The sequence below is a fragment of the Paenibacillus alba genome (genome assembly GCF_013204855.1).
Lineage (GTDB): Bacteria > Bacillota > Bacilli > Paenibacillales > NBRC-103111 > Paenibacillus_E > Paenibacillus_E alba.
In genome coordinates, this window is sequence record NZ_JABMKZ010000028.1 from 84,693 (window position 1) to 106,053 (window position 21,361).

Below are 21,361 nucleotides of genomic sequence, written 5' to 3' on the forward strand. Positions count from 1 at the left end.
ATGTTTTATTGCAAAAAGCCCTCAAGAGATACGATTTGTTCTCCGGAAGGCATATTTAATATTATTCAGCTTTCATCCTTAATCATATTCATTCAACCGATAAGCTGCCGCTTGCTCCGCAGCAAGAAGCGTACTATTCGAAAAAGGCATATAAACAAACTCATGCTTCTTCTGTATTCTCCGAGTAAGATACTCTTTCAAATCAGGATCTACACAATAAACATAACAACCCTTTTGTCCTCTAGTCATTAATGTACGGTATGTATTCTTAATAATTTGATCAGCGATCTTTAATGCATTATGCCTATCTTCCTTATGCATCTTTTTAAAACCAGAGAGTGACTTATCAGTTTTAGCACGTTTAAACGGATCTGTAATAAGTTCACCATTTCTATAACGCAAATCATCACCAATAATTACACCAACATAGTTAAATTCAAGACCCTGCGATGTATGAATGCAGCCTGCTTGTTCAACCGATTCAGGATCGATCGCCCATGTAGTTGTGTTGCTTAAGTTCCAACTCATGTGAAAATTATGCTCATCAATCGAAATATCATGGATGTTGCTATTGCCCTTCCCGTCAGACTTCCAGTCCCAACAGTATCCTGCAACAATTCTAGCTTTATTATCAAGTTGGTTCTTCTCGAAAATTTGGTTCCTAAGCTCATTAGGATCATCAAATATTTGAAAATCATATTCAATGTCAAATCCCTCGAAATTAGCAGTTTCTCGTATTCCCAATACATCATCCAACCATGCTAGATAACTATCTGAACCGTTGCATCGAAATTGTGATTCTAGTTCCATTTCAACAATCTCAGCCCCATACTGCAAGGCATAGTTCTTAATCTGTTCTTTGTTTCCAACATCATGCATTGCAATTTTTTGATACTCATCAATGAAAAAAACAGAGAACTTGGCAGCATGAATAATTTCCTTCATTTGATTCTCGCCTTTATTTTTGAATAAACCCGACTTCTCGTTCAATCGATGAGCTTCATCTACGATTAATACATCTAACTCATTATTTATCGACTCATAGAAGACGCCTGATCCCTTAAACATATTGGTGATGAATGCCTTTTTATGATTCTTTTGAAGTTTTTTTGTATATACTTCTCTTGGGGCGCTGTTCTTGGTCACATACTGGCACAGAAGATCCTTAGAGGTTAGATTAACTAGAAGATTTATTCCTAGTACTGATTTCCCTGTTCCAGGCCCCCCCTCGACAATAAGCACTTGTTTTTTATCGGAGGTGCGAGCTTTCATAGCCATATGAATAGCTGTCTCAAACACAACTTTCTGCTCATCAATCATCATAAATTCATCGTTACCATCTAACATTCCTAGCAAAGCATCTTGTAGGGATTTTGAGGGCTTTATTTTTCCATGCTCAATGAGATATAAGAGTTTTTTATGATCTGTTTTCTTAATATACGTTGAGATAAACCCTCTTAGCTTTAAAGCATCTCCTTTAGTAAAAACAGGTGCTTCAGTTACATACTTCTCATAGAGCACATCAGTTAAGGGGTCATTGTTAGTTTGAATGTAGTTATGCAAATAGGCACAGGGATATAAGGATATTTGTTCATTTCTAACCGTCTCATTATATTCTGTAATTAAGTTTGCATAAGTCAAAGCCTGATAGGATGGATGTGTCATCTCCCTCAATCCACGTCCAACAAAAGTTTCTACCACACCATCCTTATGTTCAACTACACTTATATGCTGCCATTGCTTTAATTCAATGATAACAACAGAGTTCTGATTATTCTCATCTAATCCAGTCAAAATAAAATCTATTCTTCTGCCATTAGCCGGCACCTTATATTCAATAGCAATTGTAATATCATTTGGGATCTGGCAAGTATTGAGCACCTTATACATGTAATTCATCGAGTTGTTCCACGAATTGATTTCACTTGCAGAGGTGCGGCCCATTTTTTCCACCATTGACTCATAAATCTTAACCGCAATACTATCTTCAGTTACATGATCCATGAACTCTTCTTTGGTTGCTTCATAAATAATCATAGATGACTACCCTCTATTCTCATTCCTCAGAATACTTCTTCGCTGTACCCTTAGATTTTTCTACAGGGTATTTCTTCGCATTTTTATCTATTTTGTTTAAAATCGCCGATTCAATATCAATCTCTAAATCATGGGCAATCATGAGCGAATAAATCAACACATCAGCTAATTCATCTTTAATCTGCTCCATGTTCTGTTTGAGTGCCTCAGAACTATCTTTCCACTGAAAATTCTCTAGCAATTCGCTTGCTTCTAATGTTAAAGAGATAGCAAGATCCTTAGGGTTATGGAATTGTTTCCAATCCCGCTCATCTCTAAATTCAATAATTTTCTTTATGATAGCATCCATTTCATAGCCCTCCATTCTACTCCAACCCAATCCTCAAAAAATGCCCCAATATCATTTGATCCAGAAAAAAGGACCTGTTGAATGCCCCTTTGGAGATATTCACGCGCCCTTTTTTGGTCTTCTTATTTTTTTAACCGATTCTTTTTTATGAAGTCATCAAATTCATTATCTTCATCCAACGCGAGTCGTCTTTTATTGTATTTTTCGTATTCACTGGTTGCCAGTTTTTCGGCTATATCCTGAGAAATACTCCCTGCGTTAGTCAAAATCTCACGCTCATTAAACTTTAGAAATGAGTTCAGCTTATCTATCCAGTCCTTCATATACATTGGAGATTGTCGTTCAGCTTGATCCTCTGCATAGTCCAAGTACATGGTAACAATACGGTTCAAAGACTGAATCTCTTTATCGGTAAGATAATTCTTAGCGACTGTAACATCACCTTTCCTTACCTTGTCACCCTTCCAGGTTATTAAGCCCATATTCTGCATGTCTGAGTTTGCTCGTTTGACGATCAATTCTGCTGCAGTATGACCATGGATTGCAAAATGTAATTTATTCTGAACGGTGGCGAAGAACTCTTTGGAAATATCGGTATGGGGATCATAATCTATGGATAAAGCATAGATATCAGTGATTTTGCGATAGAATCTTTTCTCCGACGCTCTAATGTCACGGATACGCTGGATGAGTTCATCAAAGTAGTCTTGTCCGAAATGACGCATGTCCTTTAATCGTTCGTCATCCATTGTAAACCCTTTAACAAGATACTCGTTCAGTCGCTCTGTAGCCCAACGCCTGAATTGTGTGCCTCTATGAGAACGGACACGATAGCCAATTGAAATAATCATTTCCAGGTTGTAGTGTTTGATGCTTCTTTTTATTTCTCTAGATCCTTCAACTTGAACTTGTAAGTATTCCTTACAAGTTGAATCCTGATGAAGTTCGTTTTCATTATAAACGTTCTTTATATGAAGGGTAATATTCTGCGATGTCGTTTGATACAACTCCGCTATGGCTTTCTGGGTCATCCATACGGTGCCGTTCTCGAGCTTGACATCTATTTTGGTGTTCCCATCTTCTGTCTGATAAATTAAAAGGTCAGTCTTATTATCCATTTCCCAACAGCTCCTATTCCCATATAGAATCATATGTTCCCATTTTACCATATATAGAATACGTGTTGTTATTTATCTAAAATCTACTCCAACCCAATCCCCAAAACAGTACTACCCAAATCCAAATGCTCCCGATCCAGCGTGACCCTCACCTTACCCGCACGACGCTTCTCCCGCCAATCCTGCAGCTCCTCGTCAGATTCCAAACGAAGCTCAGAAACTTCCTTAGCCCTATTAAACATATAATCCGTCGTATATAAAATCCGATATATCCCATGCCCCGCGGGAACAATAGCTGCCTCTCTTTTGACCCACTCTTCCACCTCAAAAACAACATAAAGCTCATCCGTAGCACCTCTACTGGAGGGGATAGACGTTATTGTAGAGCGTGGAACGACTTTCCAATCCTTCACTTTGCCGTACCAGGAAATGCCCGCTTCCTCTGTCCCAAACAAACGAATTGACTGATACAAAGCGACGAATTCCAATCTGGTCAGCACCTTATGGTCGGTTATATTACGAAGCGGTGTATGGTAAAAACCATGCTCAATCGCAGCCTCCAATTGAGGCTTTTTACTTAAAGCACCCACCAACACATTCTTCCCAGACATCTTGTCCTTGTAATACTCCTTCGTCCCCCGTGGCCGCGTTGTCCGCTCATAAGCTTTCTCCGGACTATCCATAATGATCTCATCCAAAAACTTCTCCATCAAGCTAGTCGAATTCGGCAAAAATGGAAAAGCCCCAATATTAATGAGTTCCACACTCTTATAAAACTTATGCTGCTGGAATCGCTCTTCATCATGATAAGGAAACAACACATACGCCCCAAACATGCTGCGTTCATACTCTTTACCCTGCCCCTCCGAGTACACAATCGCATCTCGATAGCGATGCATCGTATTAATATCATCCTCTTCCGGACCCGGCATCCGGTATCTCTCAAAATAAGGTGTCCCCTCATAGGCCGGATTAATCCGATACTTCGCATCAAAAATATACTTATACTCTGCCGCGGCGTCATTCTTCTTCAACGTAAGCACATTATCCGGCCGCTGCGCCAGCGTCTGACTCCGGTCCCCTTTAGGCAGCGCGTTATAAAAGAGGGTAAATATCTCCCCGTTCATCGGGTTTTTATATACCATCTTCGCCTGCTGCGATTTATCCAACGTAACGAACAGTCCACTCCGATTAATGCGGATGATATCCTGTTTGAGCAGCTCATACTTCTTGCTTAAAAGATGATGAATCTTCAAGAAACACCAGTATTCATAGAGTTGGGCCAAATCTTTCATAGATAGACGGAACAGATCATTCTGGATCGACAAACCTTTTAACAACATTAAGTAATAGCGATATACTTCACGGTAGCCCGATGCCATCTGCAATACCAGAGAAATCGAAAGCTGCTTCATCTCACCAACTCGCAGAAAATCATGCTGCAACAGCCTCTGCACCTGACTCATCATCAGATTGAGTTTCTTCGTAAGCTCAGGGTCTTGGGCACGACCTTTTTCAGCTAGACGTATTTTAACATCCTTCAACTTCTGCCCAATGCGTACGAGCACCCATTTCACAAAACGGTTCTCGGCCGTATCATAATCAACATGACGTCTGCTCTCCAGCAATTGTGTCGGAGTAAAACGCTGGCCATCAACCTCAATAATGCCGTTCACCGAGTCCTTGGCTAGGAGATGTGGTCGTTTGGCTAGGAAAGCGATGTTCTCTTTTCCTGCTCTTTTTACACGCGCTGCATCTACCAGACGATTCTCGCTCTGGAGTTTAGCATGAGGCGATAACTTAATTCTCTCTACAGCCTGCACAAGCTGCGCAAACACATGCTGCAAAATCGTAAAATACTCCGTCAAACTCTGATGATTCGTTTCTTTCAGTCCCGTCAGATTGTACGTTTTACGCAGAAAATCAAAAGATAGATTATAAATTTGCTCATTAACATCATTAAGTATCATTTGATAGTCATTCTTATAATCAATTTTGGCCGGAAAAATCTCCAATTGCAGACGAAAAATAGCCTCTCCATTCAATCGAAGCTCAAGTTCAGAGAGGCCAACTTCATTTTGAAAATTAAGAATTCCCGACAAAATCATTTTTCCAAGTGGTTTAATAGCTTGTCTCACAAGAATGTTATCATGATGAAAAGTTAAGGGGATATCTGCCTTCTTCTCGATGACCAACTCATAAGCCTGAGTTTCATAAAAAGTCGGCGAACAAGCATCGCTCGAACTCCAACTTTGAAGCGCACCATGTTCGCGGGAGAAAACAGAAATAGTTTCAATAACTACCGAACCTGTAAGTGGTGCAGCATGAAAATGAGCATCTACACACTCCTCATCCTCTTTCCGATGAAGATTAAGCGTCTCAACCGTAGGATGGAACGGCTTGCCCTGAATATAGAGATTGAACAGATTCGTCTCGATTCGTAGTAACTCCGTACTTTGATTAAGAGAGCCAGTATGAGGTAAAGCCATCTTCTTCTAACCTCCGTAGCATGAAGGCGATTTTTCTTGCGTAGACCTTGAACCTATTTTCCCTTTTTTAAAGAACTAGGCCAACGGTATGATGTTCTTTGTTTATAAATATAACGAACAATAAAAACGATTATTATTACTACTAAAATGAAAAATGCCAGGATCCTACTCAGGGAGTATAGATATATCGCCATTATGAATATAAAAGCCATAATGAACAAAACATTTAAATATAAAAATAGAACCCATACAGCATGCAATAGCTTTAGCACTGAATTATCAACTAAATTACCAAATTTACTACCTATTACGGTACCTATGTTTTTTCTAATATTCAAAGCTAAACTAGCTATTAAAAATACATATAAAACATTAATCCAATAAGTTTGTATTGTCTTATCTTGATTATTAAAAAGCATTCCGACAATCCCTTGGAGTAAGGCAATGCCAAAAATATGAACTACAACTAAAGAAAAAGTCACAAATGGGTTGTTGGAAACCCTCCATAATTCAGTTATTCCTTCTAAATATTCAATCCAATCTTTATTTTTAGCGTTTATTAATTCTCCACCAGTTTTGGAGAGATTTGATCCCGCTTTGAGAACTTTTAATATGTACTGTTGTTTTTCTAAATGATTAACAATATCTTCGAACAAAAACAAATCTTTTTCTAATATATAAGCTTTAAAATGCTTTTCAGTAGTTTTAAATCCGTAATAGCTAAGTAATTTAGACTCATATCTATGAAAATCATTTAGATCTGTTCTAATTTTAGAAAGTGCACTTGTAATTTCATCAGAAAGTTCTTCAATTATGTCATTGGTACTTAAATATAGCCTTTCATTCTCAGGTATGCTATCTAGTATTATTCTTCTACTAAAAACTAAAGATGCATCATAAGCCCGTTTTAGTATAGGCAGTCTTCTTTTTTGCAGTTGGTCTTCAGCTAGTAAGGGTCTTGAGGCATCTGATATTATTATGAAGTCAACATTTTCTTTAGATAACGCATAAACCCCTAAGTTATCAATTACACCACCATCAATAAGCTTAACATTTAAACTCTTAAAATTAACATAATTAAGCAACCCTGGAACAGCTGATGATGCTGCCACTGCATCGCTTAGTTTTATCGGGGTATTCTCATAATTAATAATATTCCCCTCTACACACTGCTCATCATATTGTCCCATCTCTCCCTGAGAAAAGAACCAATGCTTTCCGTTATTTAGGGAAGTTGCATTAATAATTAGTTTAGGTGCAACTCCATAACTATCCTGTAGATCAGACATTTTTAAATCAGTTTTATAAAAGTACTTGTTATATAATTTGCTAAGTAAGTGCTCACGCCCTAACCGTAAGGCTTGCATCTCATACAGTGGATTAAAAAATAGTTTACCACGAATATTATTTGCGACTCCTAACGCAAATTTTTCTTCAACAGTTTGTACAACACTAATATAATCTTCCTTTACTAAAATCCCTTGTTTCAAACGAATTCTATTAAGTAACTCTTGATAATACATAGCACCGATTATACTTCCACCAGAAACTGTCGATATAACTTTAATATTACTTAAGACCCCTAATTGCGCTAGTTTAGCCAACACGCCAAGATGAAAAAATGATGCTCTAAATCCACCACCCGATAAAGCTAGGGACAGTTTCTTCTTGCTCGCAAGCATTTCAATTGAAAATTGCTCCATAACTTCTCCGATCAATGTAGACTATCTAGCAAATGTTTAAAGAAGTATTCCGTATTATTCTGATTAGGAGAGCCAGTATGAGGTGAAACCATCTTCTTCTAGTCTCCGTAGCATAAAGGCGATTTTTCTTGCGCTTCGTGGATACTTTGCTGCCGCCAACGTTTCGTGCGATAAGTACAACTTAGAAGCATCCTCTTTATACTCTGATATGGGGATGTTACGATTGAGGGCTACTTGCATTAGTTGAAGTAAGGCTGTTTTTACAGACATATTGCTGCCTTGAATACGAGGCAAAATCTTTTGCAACAACTGCATATCAAATGCCGCTTCCTTACTCAGCAAAGCAAAACGCTCATTATAAATCATATAAAAGCACACAGCATCCCTAATCCGAAAGCCAACATGCGAATGAATCTGTTCCAAAATGCCATTGATCTTGACCAATAACTCTGTCGTTTCTTCAGTTAACTGTTTATAGTCACGATATACATCAACTAACTGTAAATAATCGCTTCGTAAAAGTGAGTTTGGTGGATTCACAGTACTATCACTAGCCTGAATCCCTTCCCCTGTTGGATATTGCCCAAGATCAATATAATTGAACTCGATGGTGTTGGCGCGGTCTAATACCTTTTTGCTAAAAGGATGCGTCGTCTCATCCATATTTACTGTTCCTATGATGTACACATTGTCTGACAAATAGAGGTTGCCGTAGTGTTGCTTATCTGACTCATTTTGTAACGAGTCCCTATGTATGAGAGGTGTTGTCACGATCCGTTGGTTATGCCATTCTTGTGTTTCAAGCACACTCAGCAAATCGCTAAAATAGTGCTCAACCCTAGCCAAGTTCATTTCATCTAAGCATATAAAATAGGGCTTATATTGATTTTCGAGCTTTGAAGCCTCAACCAACACTTCCGTTAATTTCCCCGGTCGAAAAACGCCTGACAAATCTTTATACCCTAAAAGATCCGATGGATCACTCCAATCAGGTCTTACAGGGATCAAAGTAAACTGCCCATTATTCGCCGTTGCGCCTACCGCCTCAGCAAATAACTTGACTAACTTCGTCTTCCCTGTGCCGGATACCCCTGCTAGGATGACGAATGGCTTTGTTTTTAGGGATAGGAAAAAGTTCTCGATCCAATGGTCAGGGTACATGAACCCTTTGCTAGCTATGAAATTTTTGATCTTAACTATTCGCTCACTTACGGTTAGTGGATCCACAAAGGGTTTCTCCTCCCACTCGGTGTACGTGTAAAGTTGGCCTGATCTAGAAACAAATTTCAGGATTTCTAGCCAGTTGAGCATAAAGTTCGAGCGTTGCTTTTGGGTCACTTCTCCCCAAGTTCCCTGCATACCGAGAGTATCAATAAAGATCGGAACGAATTGATCTAATGTGAAAGTGCCTAGCTGCTGACAGATTTCTATCGCTCTATTGATGCTTCTAATAAACGGAGTGTGGTTTTCAGTATTAGTTAACTGCCCTCGGATTAGCCTAACTTGTGTATCACTAAGCTCCCATTTATTCTCGTTAAAATGGTTGGCGTATTCTTTTCCTAGATCAGTTAATAAGAAGTCATTTTCGCTTATCTGTAGTAAACCCAAGTCTTTTAAAGCTCGTCCTAAATGACGGATTCTCTCTTTTGGATGCTTCACATCATCACCAGAAAGAAGAACTGTTCCTTGATTCGAGATTAATTCATCTAACGTGGCCGGATCTGGCCCGTGATCATGTAGATATTTCATAATGCCTTGCCCAGCATATAAATGGCTTATCGTATAGTTGAAACCGATCTTTTGCTCAGGTTCAATACCGGGATTAACTACGTGGTTAACATACTCACTATAGTTGATCACAGCATTGTTTAAGTCCGCAATTAGCTGCTCGTCATCTGGAAGATGCTCCGTATCGTACCGATAGTATGCAACTGTAGATACTTGATAATCCTGGCCTAAGCCGCCAGATGTTAAGTAAATGGCATCGTCTTTGATCATGCCCTCAAGTGGGAGTAGGTCACGGATTTCTTGGACTTTTTGTCTGAAATATTCGTAGGCTGCTGGCTTACCTTTTGTTTCAACAGGAATTGTGACTCCCTGCATGAACGTAAGATATACAGATTTCATATCTTCTGCGAAAAGATAGACCAGATACTCGCCCTGACGTGTTGTCTCTGTGATTCGTTTATCCATGATAGCGATCCATGGAATCGTTGCCCAATTTCCTTGGCCAACAGAGCCTTGGATCTTTAGATCTTGATGGATGAATGGCAATTTCCTAAGTTCGGTGGGGATTTCTTGACGCATTAAATTGCCTAACCTATGCCCAGCAAAGGTTTCTCGCTTTGCTGCTAGGTATGAGGATAGAATATCGGATAGCATTTCTTTTAGAGAAAAAGCGTTCTTGTTCTGCTGACTATAATAGTTTTCCAGCTCAGTTTGAGCGTAATGATAAAGTTCACTTAATACATCGTCAGACCACGACTCGTATAGTTCTTTCTTAAAGCCTATAGAATCGTTCTTTTGCTCCAAAATGGAGGAAAGTGCTGCGATTGGGGTTGAGATTACTGACTGTACGTTAGTTACGGTCATGCTATTCCAGCTTGTTCCGGCTTTTTCTGGTGGTGGATCGACTGTTAATCCACTTGCTTCTCTCTCTTGAAGCTTAGCAAGGAAGCGCTCTTTTACTTTGGTAAGAGACACCACAAGATGTCCCGTCTCTTTCATCTCAGTAAGAAGTACTATTATGAGCACCATCTTGTAAGATTTTTGTTTATTTGAGAATATATTGGTTAGCAGAGTTGGTAGTATCACTTTGATCACCTGTTTTATGAAATAGAGTTATGGTGAGATAAATAACCCTCTATTAAAAGAAGGTACGACTTTTGTTCTATTTATTCGACAAATTGAGAATACATCCCTGCTTTAGCAGGCATGTAAGGACGAATACATAAAGAGACTACCTTTTATAATAGCCTTAAAATTGTTCTTTTCTTTATTTCATAGGCAGCTCTATGATAATCCTAATATCAAACCAAGTACCACGGGCCTTAAAAAGTAAAGAATAGGTAGAACAGCAAACACCCACAACCTTGAGGTTGTGGATTTGATGTATGGAGGTGAACTTACACTTCTAAAAACCCTGCATTTTGTTTATAAAGCTTAATTTAAAAACATGAAGCAATATGAAATTCCAGTAGACCATACATCTCAAGGACTTCAGATTTACTGGGCCCGTTATAAAATGTATTATTGCAATTTGAAATAAATCTTTTTCTCAGCATCCTTCAAATCATAAGCTCTCTTTTCCAGGACCAATAAATTCTCTTGATTCTTCAATACCGGAAGTAGAATTTTACCAGTCACTTCAAAAGATCCAGAATCGCCTGGCAAGATCTTAATAAAGTAATCGTCGTAAAGAAGGCTTTCCAGAGATCCATCAAATCCGTAGTCTTTTCCCCCAATGATCTTGCCACTATCATCAGGCGTTTGCGATCCCCAAATGGAAGGTCTGTATGTTGAATGCAAGTACGCATATCCATTTTCTTTGGAATCAGTTCCCTTTTTAATCTTAGCATTTTTGGTCTTAAGGTTCACGTCAAGCAATACATACCCAACGGTACTGCTCTTTTCTGGTTTAGCAAACCCTAGATTAACCAATTCATTGTCCGTAATGGGAGTAACCTTCTTCACAGTCACAGTATAATCCGCAGATGGACTATCATACTTTCCATCACCATAATTATAGACATCGTAATAGGACAAGGAAGATCCTAAGGATACTGGATTGTCGAGAGTTCCTGTGCCACTATTGCTTGAGCTTGTAGCAGGCGGCGGGGTAGGAACTGGAGTTGGTTTTGGAGTTGATGCAGGACCAGAATTATCCTTGTTCGGAATACCGCTATTGGAAGATACTGATCCGCTAGTAACTTCAACGGTCTGAGTATCATTATTCCATTTAACAGTGGCACCTAGCTTTTCAGCAAGTGCTTTAGCCGACACATAGCTATGTCCTTCGTACACGAGTGGATACATAATCCCGTCTTCGCTGGACATATCCACAGCACTGCCGTTTACGCTTACTTTCAAATTTTGGTTCTGGTACGCCGTGATTTGTTTCAGCGCGGAATCCGCATAAGCAACCGACCCAATGGCAGTTACTACCGAGATTGCTGTGATTACAGTTAACACTTTCTTAGTAAAAATTTTTTTCATCTTCTTCAACCCAATCTTTTCGTATTAGGGAATCTTAGGCAGTTAACCTTTCTTCCCATATAAACCACACCGATGCTCCTGATGTGACTATAAACCTCCAATGCTTGAATCTGCATAATTGAATTCTAAGGGACTCCTATTACTTCGAATTACATATGTCCGCAATATTTTTGATACATTTACCAAAATATATAATTTTTACTTATGAAGATGCATTTTTACCATACTCCTCGTTAGATACTGTAAACAATATATTACTATAAACGTTTAAATTCGACATTTTCCGTTATATTCCTTTTTATAAAAATGTTGAAGTAAAAATAGGAATTATATGTTAGCTAATTTTACCCACCAAAGAAAAAAGCAACCGAGAGGGTGCTTCTTTCTTTTGGTATAGAGGGGAGGGGAGTCGAACCCTTGTCCTAATAATTGAACTCGATTCAAGAATCAGGTAACTCCCTATTAATCTATTTATTTCGTCAACAATCAGTCAACTCTATTATTTTTCGCTTCTGTTTCATCCTTCCATCTTATCTGTACTACTCCCCCAACCTGCTCCACTACTAGATTCTTACCACTCTGTACCAGTCCTCACCAACAAAGCTACCGATTCCACATGCACGTTATGCGGAAACATATCCACCGATGTCACCTCCGCGACGCCGTAGCCCCCATCACCAGCACGCGCAAGTCGCGAGCCAGTGTCGATGCGCTACACAACACATAGACGACGCGGCGCGGCTGCAGCTCCAAGATCGTCGCGAGCAACGCCGCGTCGAAGCCCTTGCGTGGCGGTTCCACCACGATCACGTCCGCAGGGCCCGCTTCGAAATGCACGTTCGTCATGCCGTTCAACTCGGTATTCTTCCGTGCATCCACGATCGCCGCTTCAACGATCTCAACGCCATAGACCTGTCCCGCGCGCTGCGCCAGGAACAGGAAGATCGTCCAGATGCCGCAGTAGGCATCGACGACCACTTCATCGCTGGTCAACCCGGCGTATTCAAGTGCCTTCCCGTACAAGACTTCTGTCTGCACGGGGTTCAATTGAAAGAAAGATCGCGCGGAAATTGCAAATTTCACATCGCCGATATAGTCATTTATGACTTCGCTGCCCCACAGGACGCGAGTCTCATCCCCAAAAATAACATTTATCTGCTTCACATTAAAGTTATGGCAATGCTCTTCACTGCAGGCAGAGCCTCGCGAATGCCAGCCACCCACTCGTCCACACGCGGGATCGTGGTGCCATTGGTCACCAAGCCGTACACCCCTCTCTTTCACCCGAACGGACGACCTCGTCGTCGTTCTCCTCATGTTGAATCAAGCACTCCTCCATGTCGATGATGCAATGGCTGCCCTGCGCATAGAAGCCGCCGATGAGGCCGCCGCGCTCTTCCCCAAAAGGAACCTGAGCCTTGTTCCGATACCGCCACGGATCGGTGTTCATTATGAGGCTATACTGCCGATAAGTTCGATCTGGTCATTCCATTTATACAATCGCATAAAAGCAAAAGAACCCGAACGATTGCTGTACTAATCGTTCGGGTTCTTTTGCTCATGCAAAGCGGCAGCGCCGCGCTGCCTCATCACCGAAGGAGAAACCCCATACTTCTTCTTCCACACCTTCGAGAAGTGCGATACGTTCTCAAAGCCTGTAGCCAAACAAACCTCCGTTATGGATATTCTTGAGTTGCTTAGCAGTTCCTTTGCCTTTTCTAACCGACGGTTGCGAATCCACTGAAATGCAGGCTCATTATAGATCTTCCGGAATTCCCGTTTGAAGGTGGATAAGCTTTTGCCGGACAAATAGGCCAGATCCTGAAGCGATACGGGGTTTAGCAGGTTCTTCTCCACCACCTCAACAATGCTTGTGGGACGCTGCTGCCTCAGCTGCAGGATTTGGTTCAATAACCCTTGGTCCGCATCCAATATATCAAAAAGAAGCTCCAGCATTTTCAGCTTAATTAATTCGTCTTGAATGCCCTCCGGCTCTGCAAAATAGGGCTTGAGTGAAGCCATATAGCTTAACAGGCGCTCATTCACCGGATGAACAGTAGCCGCGGCAGGCGATACAGACTTCGAGGAAGGTAGACTGGATATTTTCATAAAATCATGAAGCAATTCATCCTTCAAAAAGAACATCATGTAGTCCAATACATGCCTCGAATCTGCTTCTCCATACTTCTCATACTCAACGACGATTCCTTTATGCAAGAGCGCCATTTCATTTTTCCTTACTGTATGTTCCTGATCACCGTATCTGACAATGTAGACCCCTTCCAGAACAACTAATAGAACATGCTCCTGCAGATACATTCTCCCTGTCTTGATGTCCGAATAGGCGCATGCCCCCATGACCGACAATCCTTTCATCTTCAAAACGCCAACACTGGCTAGACTCTGAGGCATTTTCACAGCCTTGCTAATTGAGGACCCCATTCGTCTCACTCCTTATCTGAATACAAGATAACATGAAGTCACCATGGCAATCCAATAGGGAGTCGCTGGAATTCGATGTCCGTTAGCATGAGCCGAATTGACAAACAAAATGAGCCGCACGACAAAGCTTTGATTACTCGGCTCGGTTACTATGAGGATAGAAGGAACGGATACAAACAAATTGAAAAAAAGGTGAGGACAACATGGAAAATGTGAAAAGTCGATCTCTAGAAGAAATTGCTGACCGCGATGCAATTCGTGATCTCATTGATGCATATGCCTATTGTGCAGACACGCGGGATGCTGAAGGCCAAATGGCATTATTTACGGAAGATACTCTTTTTAGAGTATTTATGGATGAACGTCAGGCAGAACCATCCCAAATCGTTACCAGCAGGAAGGAATTAGCACCTATTTTTGATAACTTAAATACATATGTCTCCACCATGCATGTGAATGGCCAAAGTAAGATCATCTTATCTGGTGATACCGCAATTGGGACAACCTATTGTAATGCTCATCATTTAACAATCGATGGCGATGACAAGAAATTAATGGTAGCAGCTATAAGATATAGCGACGATTTCATCAAACTGAATAATCAGTGGTTTTTCAAAAAAAGAGATCTCAAGGTTGCCTGGGTTGAAACTAAACCTCTAAATAGCTAAAAAGCCCCATGCACCATCTTGGCCGGAGGCTCCGTTATGTGAAGGAATTGAGGATAGAAAGGTTAAAATAAACTACGATCTTTGCATCCTCCCTCCACTAGGCGTCCATTATCATTCCATTGACCGTACATTTTGTTTTCTCTCGTATTTGTTATGAATTTGTCTAATCTGCTCCTAAACAATTCTGACTGATTCTTAATGCTTTGTATCGTATCGATCCGAACTCGTTTATAAAGATCTGGAAATGCCATGAAATTATCGTACACTTGCTTTTCCTCGTTCAGCCTTTGCTCTATCTCTTCATCTATTCTAAAAGAATTGTGATCCATATCAGGAAGAACCCTTCTTCCTTCGTCTCTCATTAACCCCAACTTGTCGAGGCGGCGGACACGTTCTTTATTTAATTCCGTCCATGAACTTTTTTTACTTCTAGGAGACAGCCTCTGAGCCAGCTCCGTTTCAGAAATTTTCTTTTTGACTCCATCGATCCATCCAAAGCACAAAGCTTCCTCGACCACGTCCAAATATAACAACGTATTCGGGGTAGGCGTCATACTAACCACGACCCAGCAGAACTTTTTCGTCTTTCCATTTTCCTGCAGCCAAATCCTCACATCTTCTCTCGATTTTGCTGGAATCAGATTTTCAATTTCCATATACATGATCCTTTCTAAATTTTTCAAGAAAAATATACAAGAAAAATGGTCTGCAATTGCAAGACCATTCTCAAGAATGCGTTACTGTTTGTTGGAAATGACTTTATCAAGAAACTTATCTGCGTCACTATTGAATTTCCACGAAATCCCGAACTTATCAACCAGCATTCCAAAGCACGAAGACCAAGGCGTATTGGATAACGGCATGATAACATAGCCACCAACCGATAAACGATTAAAGTATTCTTCCAGTTTTTGTTTATCATCGATGACTAGACTAATCAGAACATTATTTCCTTTCACCAACTCGCCTGTTACCGTCTTCATAGAAGGCAAAATATCCGACATCATGATTTTCCCGCCTGCGAATTCGATGGAAGACTCCATAATCATAGTTAACTCATTTTCTGGCAGTGGATAGTTTGGATCTTGTGGAATATCGCTAAATTTAACTTTTTTCACTTCCGTTGCACTTAAAGCCTCCGAATAAAATTCAATCCCTTGTTCTGCATTTCCATCAAAGTTTAAATATACAATAGCTGACATAAAGTAATACCTCCTTCTTGTGATAAATGTAGTATAATCTACAAAAGGTGACAACTATATGTCACCATTCTTAAATTAATTAGAGAAGGGGGGGAACATATGGACAAGATTGAGAGACTTATTTCTATCATCATGATCTTGCTGAGAAAAAATATCGTTTCAACAACAGAATTCACGCAATTATTTGATGTGTCCAAAAGAACTATTCTTCGCGATATGGAAACACTGAGCCTATCCAACATCCCGATCTATTCTATCAATGGCGTTCATGGCGGCTACGGTATTATGGATGAATACAAGGTTGATAAACGTCTTTTAAGCAGCTCCGACTTAGAGAATATATTAACTGCGCTCGGCGGATTGGAACAAATTCTAATTAGCGAAGAAGTTGACATTACGATCAAAAAAATAGAGGCAATGGTTAGCCCCTTATCTCTGAAAAGTTCAATTCAACTGTCATTTTATGGTTGGGAGGGTCGGTCTGAAATTCTTCACACTTTGAGGACATTTCAAGAATCCATACTAAAGAGAAGGTTAGTTTCATTTGATTATATAGATAAAAACGGCACCGCGACGAATAGAATTGTCGAGCCCTATCAGCTTCATTTTAGCGAAACGAGTTGGTATCTGAAGGGATTCTGTTTACATCGTATGAGCTATAGAACGTTCAAATTATCTCGGATCGATAAGCTTACTATGGATAACAAAACATTTAACCCTAGAGAATATTTAGTAGAACAAGAACGCGAAGCAAGCTATCAACCGCAGCTAGTCGCTATCCATGCATTGATTTCCCCTAGCATCCAAGATCAATTCATTGAAAGGTATGGTCGAAAAAGTATCGAAAACTATAGTTCTGAATTTTTATTAGCAACAATTGATGTCCCTCACAACAGTACAGGATTTCAATTTCTAGCAAGCTTCGGCACAAATCTCAAAATCGTGGAGCCCCAAACATATGTTGAAGACTTTCGAAATTATTTAAAACAAATGATGGATAGCTATGCCTGAGAAGATCTAGATCCAAAAATCATATAACTGATCACAGCCAAAACCCACACGCCGATGCCGCCATAGAGCATCACCAAGCCAAATCCGTGCACAAGAGCCGCGTGGACCACAGCTCCGGACGCATCCAGAGAGGACAGTTCTGGCAAGCCCTGCTTGAGAGATGCAAAGTTTCCGGCAGCTATTTTCCCGGCCAAAGCGCGCAATTGCGTTGTATCGAGAGTCTCTGGAAGGGCTCCCCTCAAATAAGACAGGACGCCTTCCTGCAAAATGAATCCCATCACGGCGATGTTGATGGCTAGACTGATCAATCTGGCACTCATGTCTATACCGGAAGCCATGCCTGCGCGGGTAATCGGAACTGAGCCAGTAGTCGTGTTGGTCACAGGCGTGTTGGTCAAGCCCAGCCCGATGCCAGCCAACAGGGAACCTGGGAGCATGGTCAGCCAGTTGGCGTGATCGCCTCCACTGCCATATTTCATCATAATGAAGCCCAGGCCGATGATAAAAAGACCCGATGGGATGACGATACGCGGCTGATAGCGCAGCGAAAGACGCTCAGCAAGTGGCGGGATCACCAGAGTAGGCAGCGCATAAGCCAAGAGAGACAGCCCGGCGGCTACAATGCCATAACCAAGACCGCTCTGAAAATAAATCGGCAGATAGATCATGAATGGCCAGAAACTGAAATTCATGCCGATAGAGCCAAGGATCGCGCCGGAGAAATTGCGTATCTTGAATACGGAAAAATCGAACATCGGATGGGTGCTGAACCTTTCCACCAAAAGAAAAATAATGAAGCTTGCTGCCGCTGCACCAAGAATGCTGATGGAGGCTATGCTGGTAAAGCCTAGTTCGGCTCCTTGCGTGATAAAGTAAGCCAGACCAAAGACCGCCAACGAAAGCGTGACAATACCGATAACGTCCAGCTTTTTCGCTTGGGGATCACTGGATTCCTCCACACCCCCAAAGACAAGGATCAACGTAAGGATGGTCAGCGGTACGTGGATCAGAAAAACCCAATGCCAATTCAATGCAGCCACGATCATCCCCCCGATAATGGGCCCAAACCCGAGGCCAATCCCGAACACGATCCCCCATGTTCCAAAGGCTTTGCTGCGTTCCCGCCCTTCCTGAAACCGATGCGAAAGAATCGCTATCTGGCAAATCTGCATCGCACCAGCACCCACACCTTGAAGAAACCGACTGACGATTAGAACCGATGTGTTTTGCGCCAAACCACAAATCAAGGATGTAACGCCAAACAAAACGAGGCTGATAATAAAAATGCGCCTTCTCCCATAACGGTCAGCTAGGGACCCCACAGCCATCAGAACCGTCGCACAGGCAATGGTGTAGGCATTCATAATCCATTGCATATCCTTGAGATTGCCATGCAATACCTTTTCCAGGGTTGGCAGTATGACTGGCACACTGGAAATTTCGAGACCGAACATTAGCGCGGACAAACATATCGCGGCCAATGCGATTATATTTTTGCTGGAATCTTTACTCATTGCTTGCCAATCCTCTCTGACTTCTCATGTGTGAATCGCCTTATTCATGTGAGTTTTATTATATAATTTAAATCGTTCATTTTACATAACACATCAAATCAAATATGATGATTATACAGATAAATCAAAGTTATTTTATTCAAATACCTTAAATTTAAAGGAGCACACTCAAAGTGGATCATATAGACAAACAAATCCTCTTCTATCTTCAGAACCAGGCAAGGATTTCAATGACTGAACTGGGTAAAAGCGTGGGGTTGTCCCAACCTGCTGTAACGGAACGAGTTAAGCGAATGGAAGAAAAGGGAGTAATCGAAGAATATCGAACCGTCATTTCTCCTGAAAAAATTGGAAAGCATGCGGCCGCCTATATGTTGTTTCGGACTAGGGACTGCTTGGCATTTCTTGATTTTGTCCATGCCTCTCCCCAAGTTGCCGAGTGCCACCGCATAAGCGGAGAACACAGTTATTTATTGAAAGTAGTGACGGAATCTACACGCACGCTCGAAGAGTTTAGCAATCAGTGCGATAAATATGGAACCTATACAGTCCTGATTGTCATGTCTTCACCGATTGATCATAGTCTTCTAATTCATTCTCTCAAAGAAGCAAATGGATTTGACTAATGCCAATGATTACACCCGACCCAATATGCAAATACCCCTTACCTAGCTTTGCATTAGGAAAACTTTCCCCAACATTCCCTTTTTTCATTAATGGGTCTGGACATTCTACATCCCCTTCCCTCGGAAAACAAAAAAATCACCCAATGGGTGCTCTAAATTCAACTTGTGTTGTAACTCAAATTATTTGAGATTGAACTGATCTAACAAATTATTTTTAAACTTCTCAATCTTAATCTTGTCGTCAACATTAATTTTCTCTTGGATGTCCGTCCTATCAATATTGTATTTCCCTTCATTGATTCCAGATATCACAAACAAATCGGGGTAAGTTACATCAGGTTTTAATACTAGTATGTATTTTGAATTTTGTTTCATCAGTTTATATCCATTGATTGAAAATTCCGTTTTCCCTGGCTTAATGCCTTTATCTATTACATACACAGGCTCAGCTACTTTAATAATATCTCCATTATTAAAATCTGACTTTAATTTATTTGCATGAACGTTTTGTATTTTAAAACTGGTAATTGTGAAAGACTCTTGTACAAAATTATCTTTATCGAAGGTAACATGATTCTCTTGCTTTAAAGGTACACCAGAAACAATGAGTTTGGAAGATTCCTCTAATTCATTCAAGGTACTATAACTAACTTGACTTGCATCTAGTGTAGCAGTTCTTGTTTTACCATCTGCATAACTGTACCAACCAGCACCTATAATTAGAGCACCTAAAATAATTGTTATGTTTTTTTTATATTTCATGTTTGAACTCCCTTTCTAGTTTCCCCATTTTTCTTTAATGTGTGATATATCAGTGGCCTGTGGAGCCCCAAAAGTCGATGTTACTGCTGTTTTCATAATCGAATTCCCTGAATTATTGTTGTGTTGAAGGCTAAGCACATGCCCAAATTCATGTATAAGAATATCTTTCTTCACGTTAGCATCAGTAACGTAAGACATGTTTGTATTGTCAATTCTTAGCCTTGTTCGATCTCTAGCATCATCCGCAGCCACTGCTGTATAACCGAATAAACCATACGTATAATAATCACACACAGCGTTAACATCTAAACTAGGAATACTCACTCCAGCATACGCAGCAACACCAAAGTAAGCGGGGGGATTAGAAACTTCCGATATATTAACTTTTGTGGTTATATTGTTCCAAGCGATAGAGCCATTTTGAGGGCACAAGCAATAGAACCGTCCAGTATAGTGTGATAAACGGGTAAATCACATCAAACCCATCCGTTTAAAAGGGAACAAACGGTTAACAATGATGGAATGTATGTTTCGTATTCATTGGACGAAGGAAAATTTAAGATAACTGCCTCTCTCTCTTCTGGCAATCCTTTAGCTCCTATTGCAAAGATTGATTATAACATCAAAATAGACATTGATCCTGATAAAAAAACGTATAGCTATGAAGGAACTACTGACGGGTTTCCTGCTTATGAAGGTTACATAAGGCGAAAAAATAGTGAATATAAAAGAATGTTTAATATATCGCCGCTGTCGCCCACAGGTGCTGAATATCTTGTTGACGGCTATGGCGACATGAAAATACGAGGCGATGGTCCTTTTTGATAAGGGGGTTACTGATTGAAGAAAAGTTTGATATTCATTATTATCCTAGTGCTTGCTCTTATTTCCTACAAAGTGTTCACTGATAAAAAAGTTAACTGGCATGAAACCCTTGAAGGAAACAAGTATGAAGTTACGTTCTCGTATTTTAATGGTAAAAAAGAAATCCCTATATCGGTCGAAAAGGGACAATTGTTAGTGTTTAATAATATATGGGATTTTGAACACGGCACATTAGGACTATCTATTTTTGATCCACGTGGTGAATCATTGGAAACTAAAGATAAACAAATAAAAGCAGATAGAAGCGGAATATATACTGTTGTTTTATATGGGCAGAAATTGGAAAATGGTCATTTGAAATTTAGTTGGGAAATTAAATAACAGAACATAGTTTTATCAA

Annotated in this window: 18 protein-coding genes and 1 pseudogene; 5 read left to right on the forward strand and 14 right to left on the reverse strand. The window is 40.4% G+C overall.

Translation table 11 applies throughout. From position 1 onward, the window contains the following. Positions 1–78 precede the first annotated feature (78 nt). From HQN90_RS27095 to HQN90_RS27135, 9 genes and pseudogenes are all read right to left on the reverse strand, one after another. Positions 79–2,037 (reverse strand): DUF2075 domain-containing protein, encoded by a 1,959-nt coding sequence (locus HQN90_RS27095; protein ID WP_173224547.1) that lies wholly within the window; start codon positions 2,035–2,037, stop codon positions 79–81. A gap of 19 nt (positions 2,038–2,056) precedes the next feature. Further along, complete coding sequence (locus tag HQN90_RS27100; RefSeq protein WP_173224548.1) at positions 2,057–2,386, reverse strand: nucleotide pyrophosphohydrolase; 330 nt, start codon at positions 2,384–2,386, stop codon at positions 2,057–2,059. Between the two features lie 122 nt (positions 2,387–2,508). Further along, positions 2,509–3,504 (reverse strand): virulence RhuM family protein, encoded by a 996-nt coding sequence (locus HQN90_RS27105; RefSeq protein WP_173224549.1) that lies wholly within the window; start codon positions 3,502–3,504, stop codon positions 2,509–2,511. A gap of 83 nt (positions 3,505–3,587) precedes the next feature. Then, a complete protein-coding gene (locus HQN90_RS27110; protein WP_173224550.1) occupies positions 3,588–5,993 on the reverse strand; it encodes a restriction endonuclease-like protein in 2,406 nt (801 codons plus the stop codon). Between the two features lie 53 nt (positions 5,994–6,046). Then, positions 6,047–7,696, reverse strand: coding sequence for a patatin-like phospholipase family protein (locus HQN90_RS27115; RefSeq protein WP_173224551.1), 1,650 nt, complete (start codon positions 7,694–7,696; stop codon positions 6,047–6,049). 63 nt (positions 7,697–7,759) lie between these two features. Next, positions 7,760–10,510: an MrcB family domain-containing protein gene (locus tag HQN90_RS27120; protein WP_173224552.1), complete on the reverse strand. Its 2,751-nt coding sequence runs from the start codon at positions 10,508–10,510 to the stop codon at positions 7,760–7,762. Positions 10,511–10,945: 435 nt separating this feature from the next. Further along, on the reverse strand, positions 10,946–11,911 hold the full coding sequence (locus HQN90_RS27125) for a stalk domain-containing protein (protein WP_173224554.1): 966 nt from the start codon (positions 11,909–11,911) through the stop codon (positions 10,946–10,948). Between the two features lie 571 nt (positions 11,912–12,482). After that, positions 12,483–13,355: pseudogene (rlmD, locus tag HQN90_RS27130) on the reverse strand (23S rRNA (uracil(1939)-C(5))-methyltransferase RlmD); the annotation flags it as partial. 92 nt (positions 13,356–13,447) lie between these two features. Continuing rightward, on the reverse strand, positions 13,448–14,353 hold the full coding sequence (locus HQN90_RS27135; RefSeq protein ID WP_173224556.1) for a helix-turn-helix domain-containing protein: 906 nt from the start codon (positions 14,351–14,353) through the stop codon (positions 13,448–13,450). Positions 14,354–14,556: 203 nt separating this feature from the next. Between HQN90_RS27135 and HQN90_RS27140 the strand changes: the two genes are divergently transcribed. Further along, entirely contained in the window at positions 14,557–15,021 is a 465-nt protein-coding gene (locus tag HQN90_RS27140; RefSeq protein WP_173224558.1) for a nuclear transport factor 2 family protein, read from the forward strand. A 62-nt stretch (positions 15,022–15,083) separates the two neighbouring features. Here the strand turns inward: HQN90_RS27140 and HQN90_RS27145 are convergent, their stop codons facing one another. Together HQN90_RS27145 and HQN90_RS27150 are read right to left on the reverse strand one after the other, a co-directional pair. Continuing rightward, complete coding sequence (locus HQN90_RS27145) at positions 15,084–15,677, reverse strand: YdeI/OmpD-associated family protein (RefSeq protein ID WP_173224560.1); 594 nt, start codon at positions 15,675–15,677, stop codon at positions 15,084–15,086. 81 nt (positions 15,678–15,758) lie between these two features. Continuing rightward, entirely contained in the window at positions 15,759–16,223 is a 465-nt protein-coding gene (locus tag HQN90_RS27150; RefSeq protein ID WP_173224562.1) for a VOC family protein, read from the reverse strand. Positions 16,224–16,322: 99 nt separating this feature from the next. Between HQN90_RS27150 and HQN90_RS27155 the strand changes: the two genes are divergently transcribed. Continuing rightward, positions 16,323–17,234, forward strand: a complete 912-nt coding sequence (locus tag HQN90_RS27155; RefSeq protein ID WP_173224563.1) for a helix-turn-helix transcriptional regulator — start codon at positions 16,323–16,325, stop codon at positions 17,232–17,234. Here HQN90_RS27155 and HQN90_RS27160 read toward each other — a convergent pair. Next, positions 17,225–18,748, reverse strand: a complete 1,524-nt coding sequence (locus HQN90_RS27160; RefSeq protein WP_173224565.1) for an MFS transporter — start codon at positions 18,746–18,748, stop codon at positions 17,225–17,227. The genes HQN90_RS27155 and HQN90_RS27160 overlap by 10 nt on opposite strands. Positions 18,749–18,921: 173 nt before the next feature. Here HQN90_RS27160 and HQN90_RS27165 point away from each other — a divergent pair, with 173 nt between their 5' ends. Further along, positions 18,922–19,374 carry a winged helix-turn-helix transcriptional regulator gene (locus tag HQN90_RS27165; protein WP_173224567.1) on the forward strand — a complete coding sequence of 151 codons (453 nt, stop codon included), beginning with the start codon at positions 18,922–18,924 and terminating at the stop codon, positions 19,372–19,374. A gap of 180 nt (positions 19,375–19,554) precedes the next feature. Here HQN90_RS27165 and HQN90_RS27170 read toward each other — a convergent pair whose 3' ends face one another. Together HQN90_RS27170 and HQN90_RS27175 are read right to left on the reverse strand one after the other, a co-directional pair. Then, positions 19,555–20,136: a hypothetical protein gene (locus HQN90_RS27170; RefSeq protein ID WP_173224569.1), complete on the reverse strand. Its 582-nt coding sequence runs from the start codon at positions 20,134–20,136 to the stop codon at positions 19,555–19,557. Positions 20,137–20,151: 15 nt separating this feature from the next. Then, positions 20,152–20,568, reverse strand: a complete 417-nt coding sequence (locus HQN90_RS27175; RefSeq protein WP_173224571.1) for a zinc metalloprotease — start codon at positions 20,566–20,568, stop codon at positions 20,152–20,154. A 108-nt stretch (positions 20,569–20,676) separates the two neighbouring features. Here HQN90_RS27175 and HQN90_RS27180 point away from each other — a divergent pair, with 108 nt between their 5' ends. Together HQN90_RS27180 and HQN90_RS27185 are read left to right on the forward strand one after the other, a co-directional pair. Beyond that, positions 20,677–20,961, forward strand: coding sequence for a hypothetical protein (locus HQN90_RS27180; protein ID WP_173224573.1), 285 nt, complete (start codon positions 20,677–20,679; stop codon positions 20,959–20,961). Between the two features lie 15 nt (positions 20,962–20,976). Further along, the gene (locus HQN90_RS27185) at positions 20,977–21,342 is read left to right on the forward strand and encodes a hypothetical protein (protein ID WP_173224574.1); all 366 of its coding nucleotides are present in this window, start codon (positions 20,977–20,979) and stop codon (positions 21,340–21,342) included. Positions 21,343–21,361 lie beyond the last annotated feature (19 nt).

What these genes read in the sequence shown, in the direction of transcription:
- HQN90_RS27115 (WP_173224551.1), bottom strand. Translation starts at nt 7,696, where the DNA reads ATGGAGCAATTTTCAATTGAAATGCTTGCGAGCAAGAAGAAACTGTCC.
- HQN90_RS27140 (WP_173224558.1), top strand. Translation starts at nt 14,557, where the DNA reads ATGGAAAATGTGAAAAGTCGATCTCTAGAAGAAATTGCTGACCGCGAT.
- HQN90_RS27100 (WP_173224548.1), bottom strand. Translation starts at nt 2,386, where the DNA reads ATGGATGCTATCATAAAGAAAATTATTGAATTTAGAGATGAGCGGGAT.
- HQN90_RS27160 (WP_173224565.1), bottom strand. Translation starts at nt 18,748, where the DNA reads ATGAGTAAAGATTCCAGCAAAAATATAATCGCATTGGCCGCGATATGT.
- HQN90_RS27125 (WP_173224554.1), bottom strand. Translation starts at nt 11,911, where the DNA reads ATGAAAAAAATTTTTACTAAGAAAGTGTTAACTGTAATCACAGCAATC.
- HQN90_RS27155 (WP_173224563.1), top strand. Translation starts at nt 16,323, where the DNA reads ATGGACAAGATTGAGAGACTTATTTCTATCATCATGATCTTGCTGAGA.
- HQN90_RS27170 (WP_173224569.1), bottom strand. Translation starts at nt 20,136, where the DNA reads ATGAAATATAAAAAAAACATAACAATTATTTTAGGTGCTCTAATTATA.
- HQN90_RS27105 (WP_173224549.1), bottom strand. Translation starts at nt 3,504, where the DNA reads ATGGATAATAAGACTGACCTTTTAATTTATCAGACAGAAGATGGGAAC.
- HQN90_RS27110 (WP_173224550.1), bottom strand. Translation starts at nt 5,993, where the DNA reads ATGGCTTTACCTCATACTGGCTCTCTTAATCAAAGTACGGAGTTACTA.
- HQN90_RS27095 (WP_173224547.1), bottom strand. Translation starts at nt 2,037, where the DNA reads ATGATTATTTATGAAGCAACCAAAGAAGAGTTCATGGATCATGTAACT.
- HQN90_RS27145 (WP_173224560.1), bottom strand. Translation starts at nt 15,677, where the DNA reads ATGGAAATTGAAAATCTGATTCCAGCAAAATCGAGAGAAGATGTGAGG.
- HQN90_RS27135 (WP_173224556.1), bottom strand. Translation starts at nt 14,353, where the DNA reads ATGGGGTCCTCAATTAGCAAGGCTGTGAAAATGCCTCAGAGTCTAGCC.
- HQN90_RS27150 (WP_173224562.1), bottom strand. Translation starts at nt 16,223, where the DNA reads ATGTCAGCTATTGTATATTTAAACTTTGATGGAAATGCAGAACAAGGG.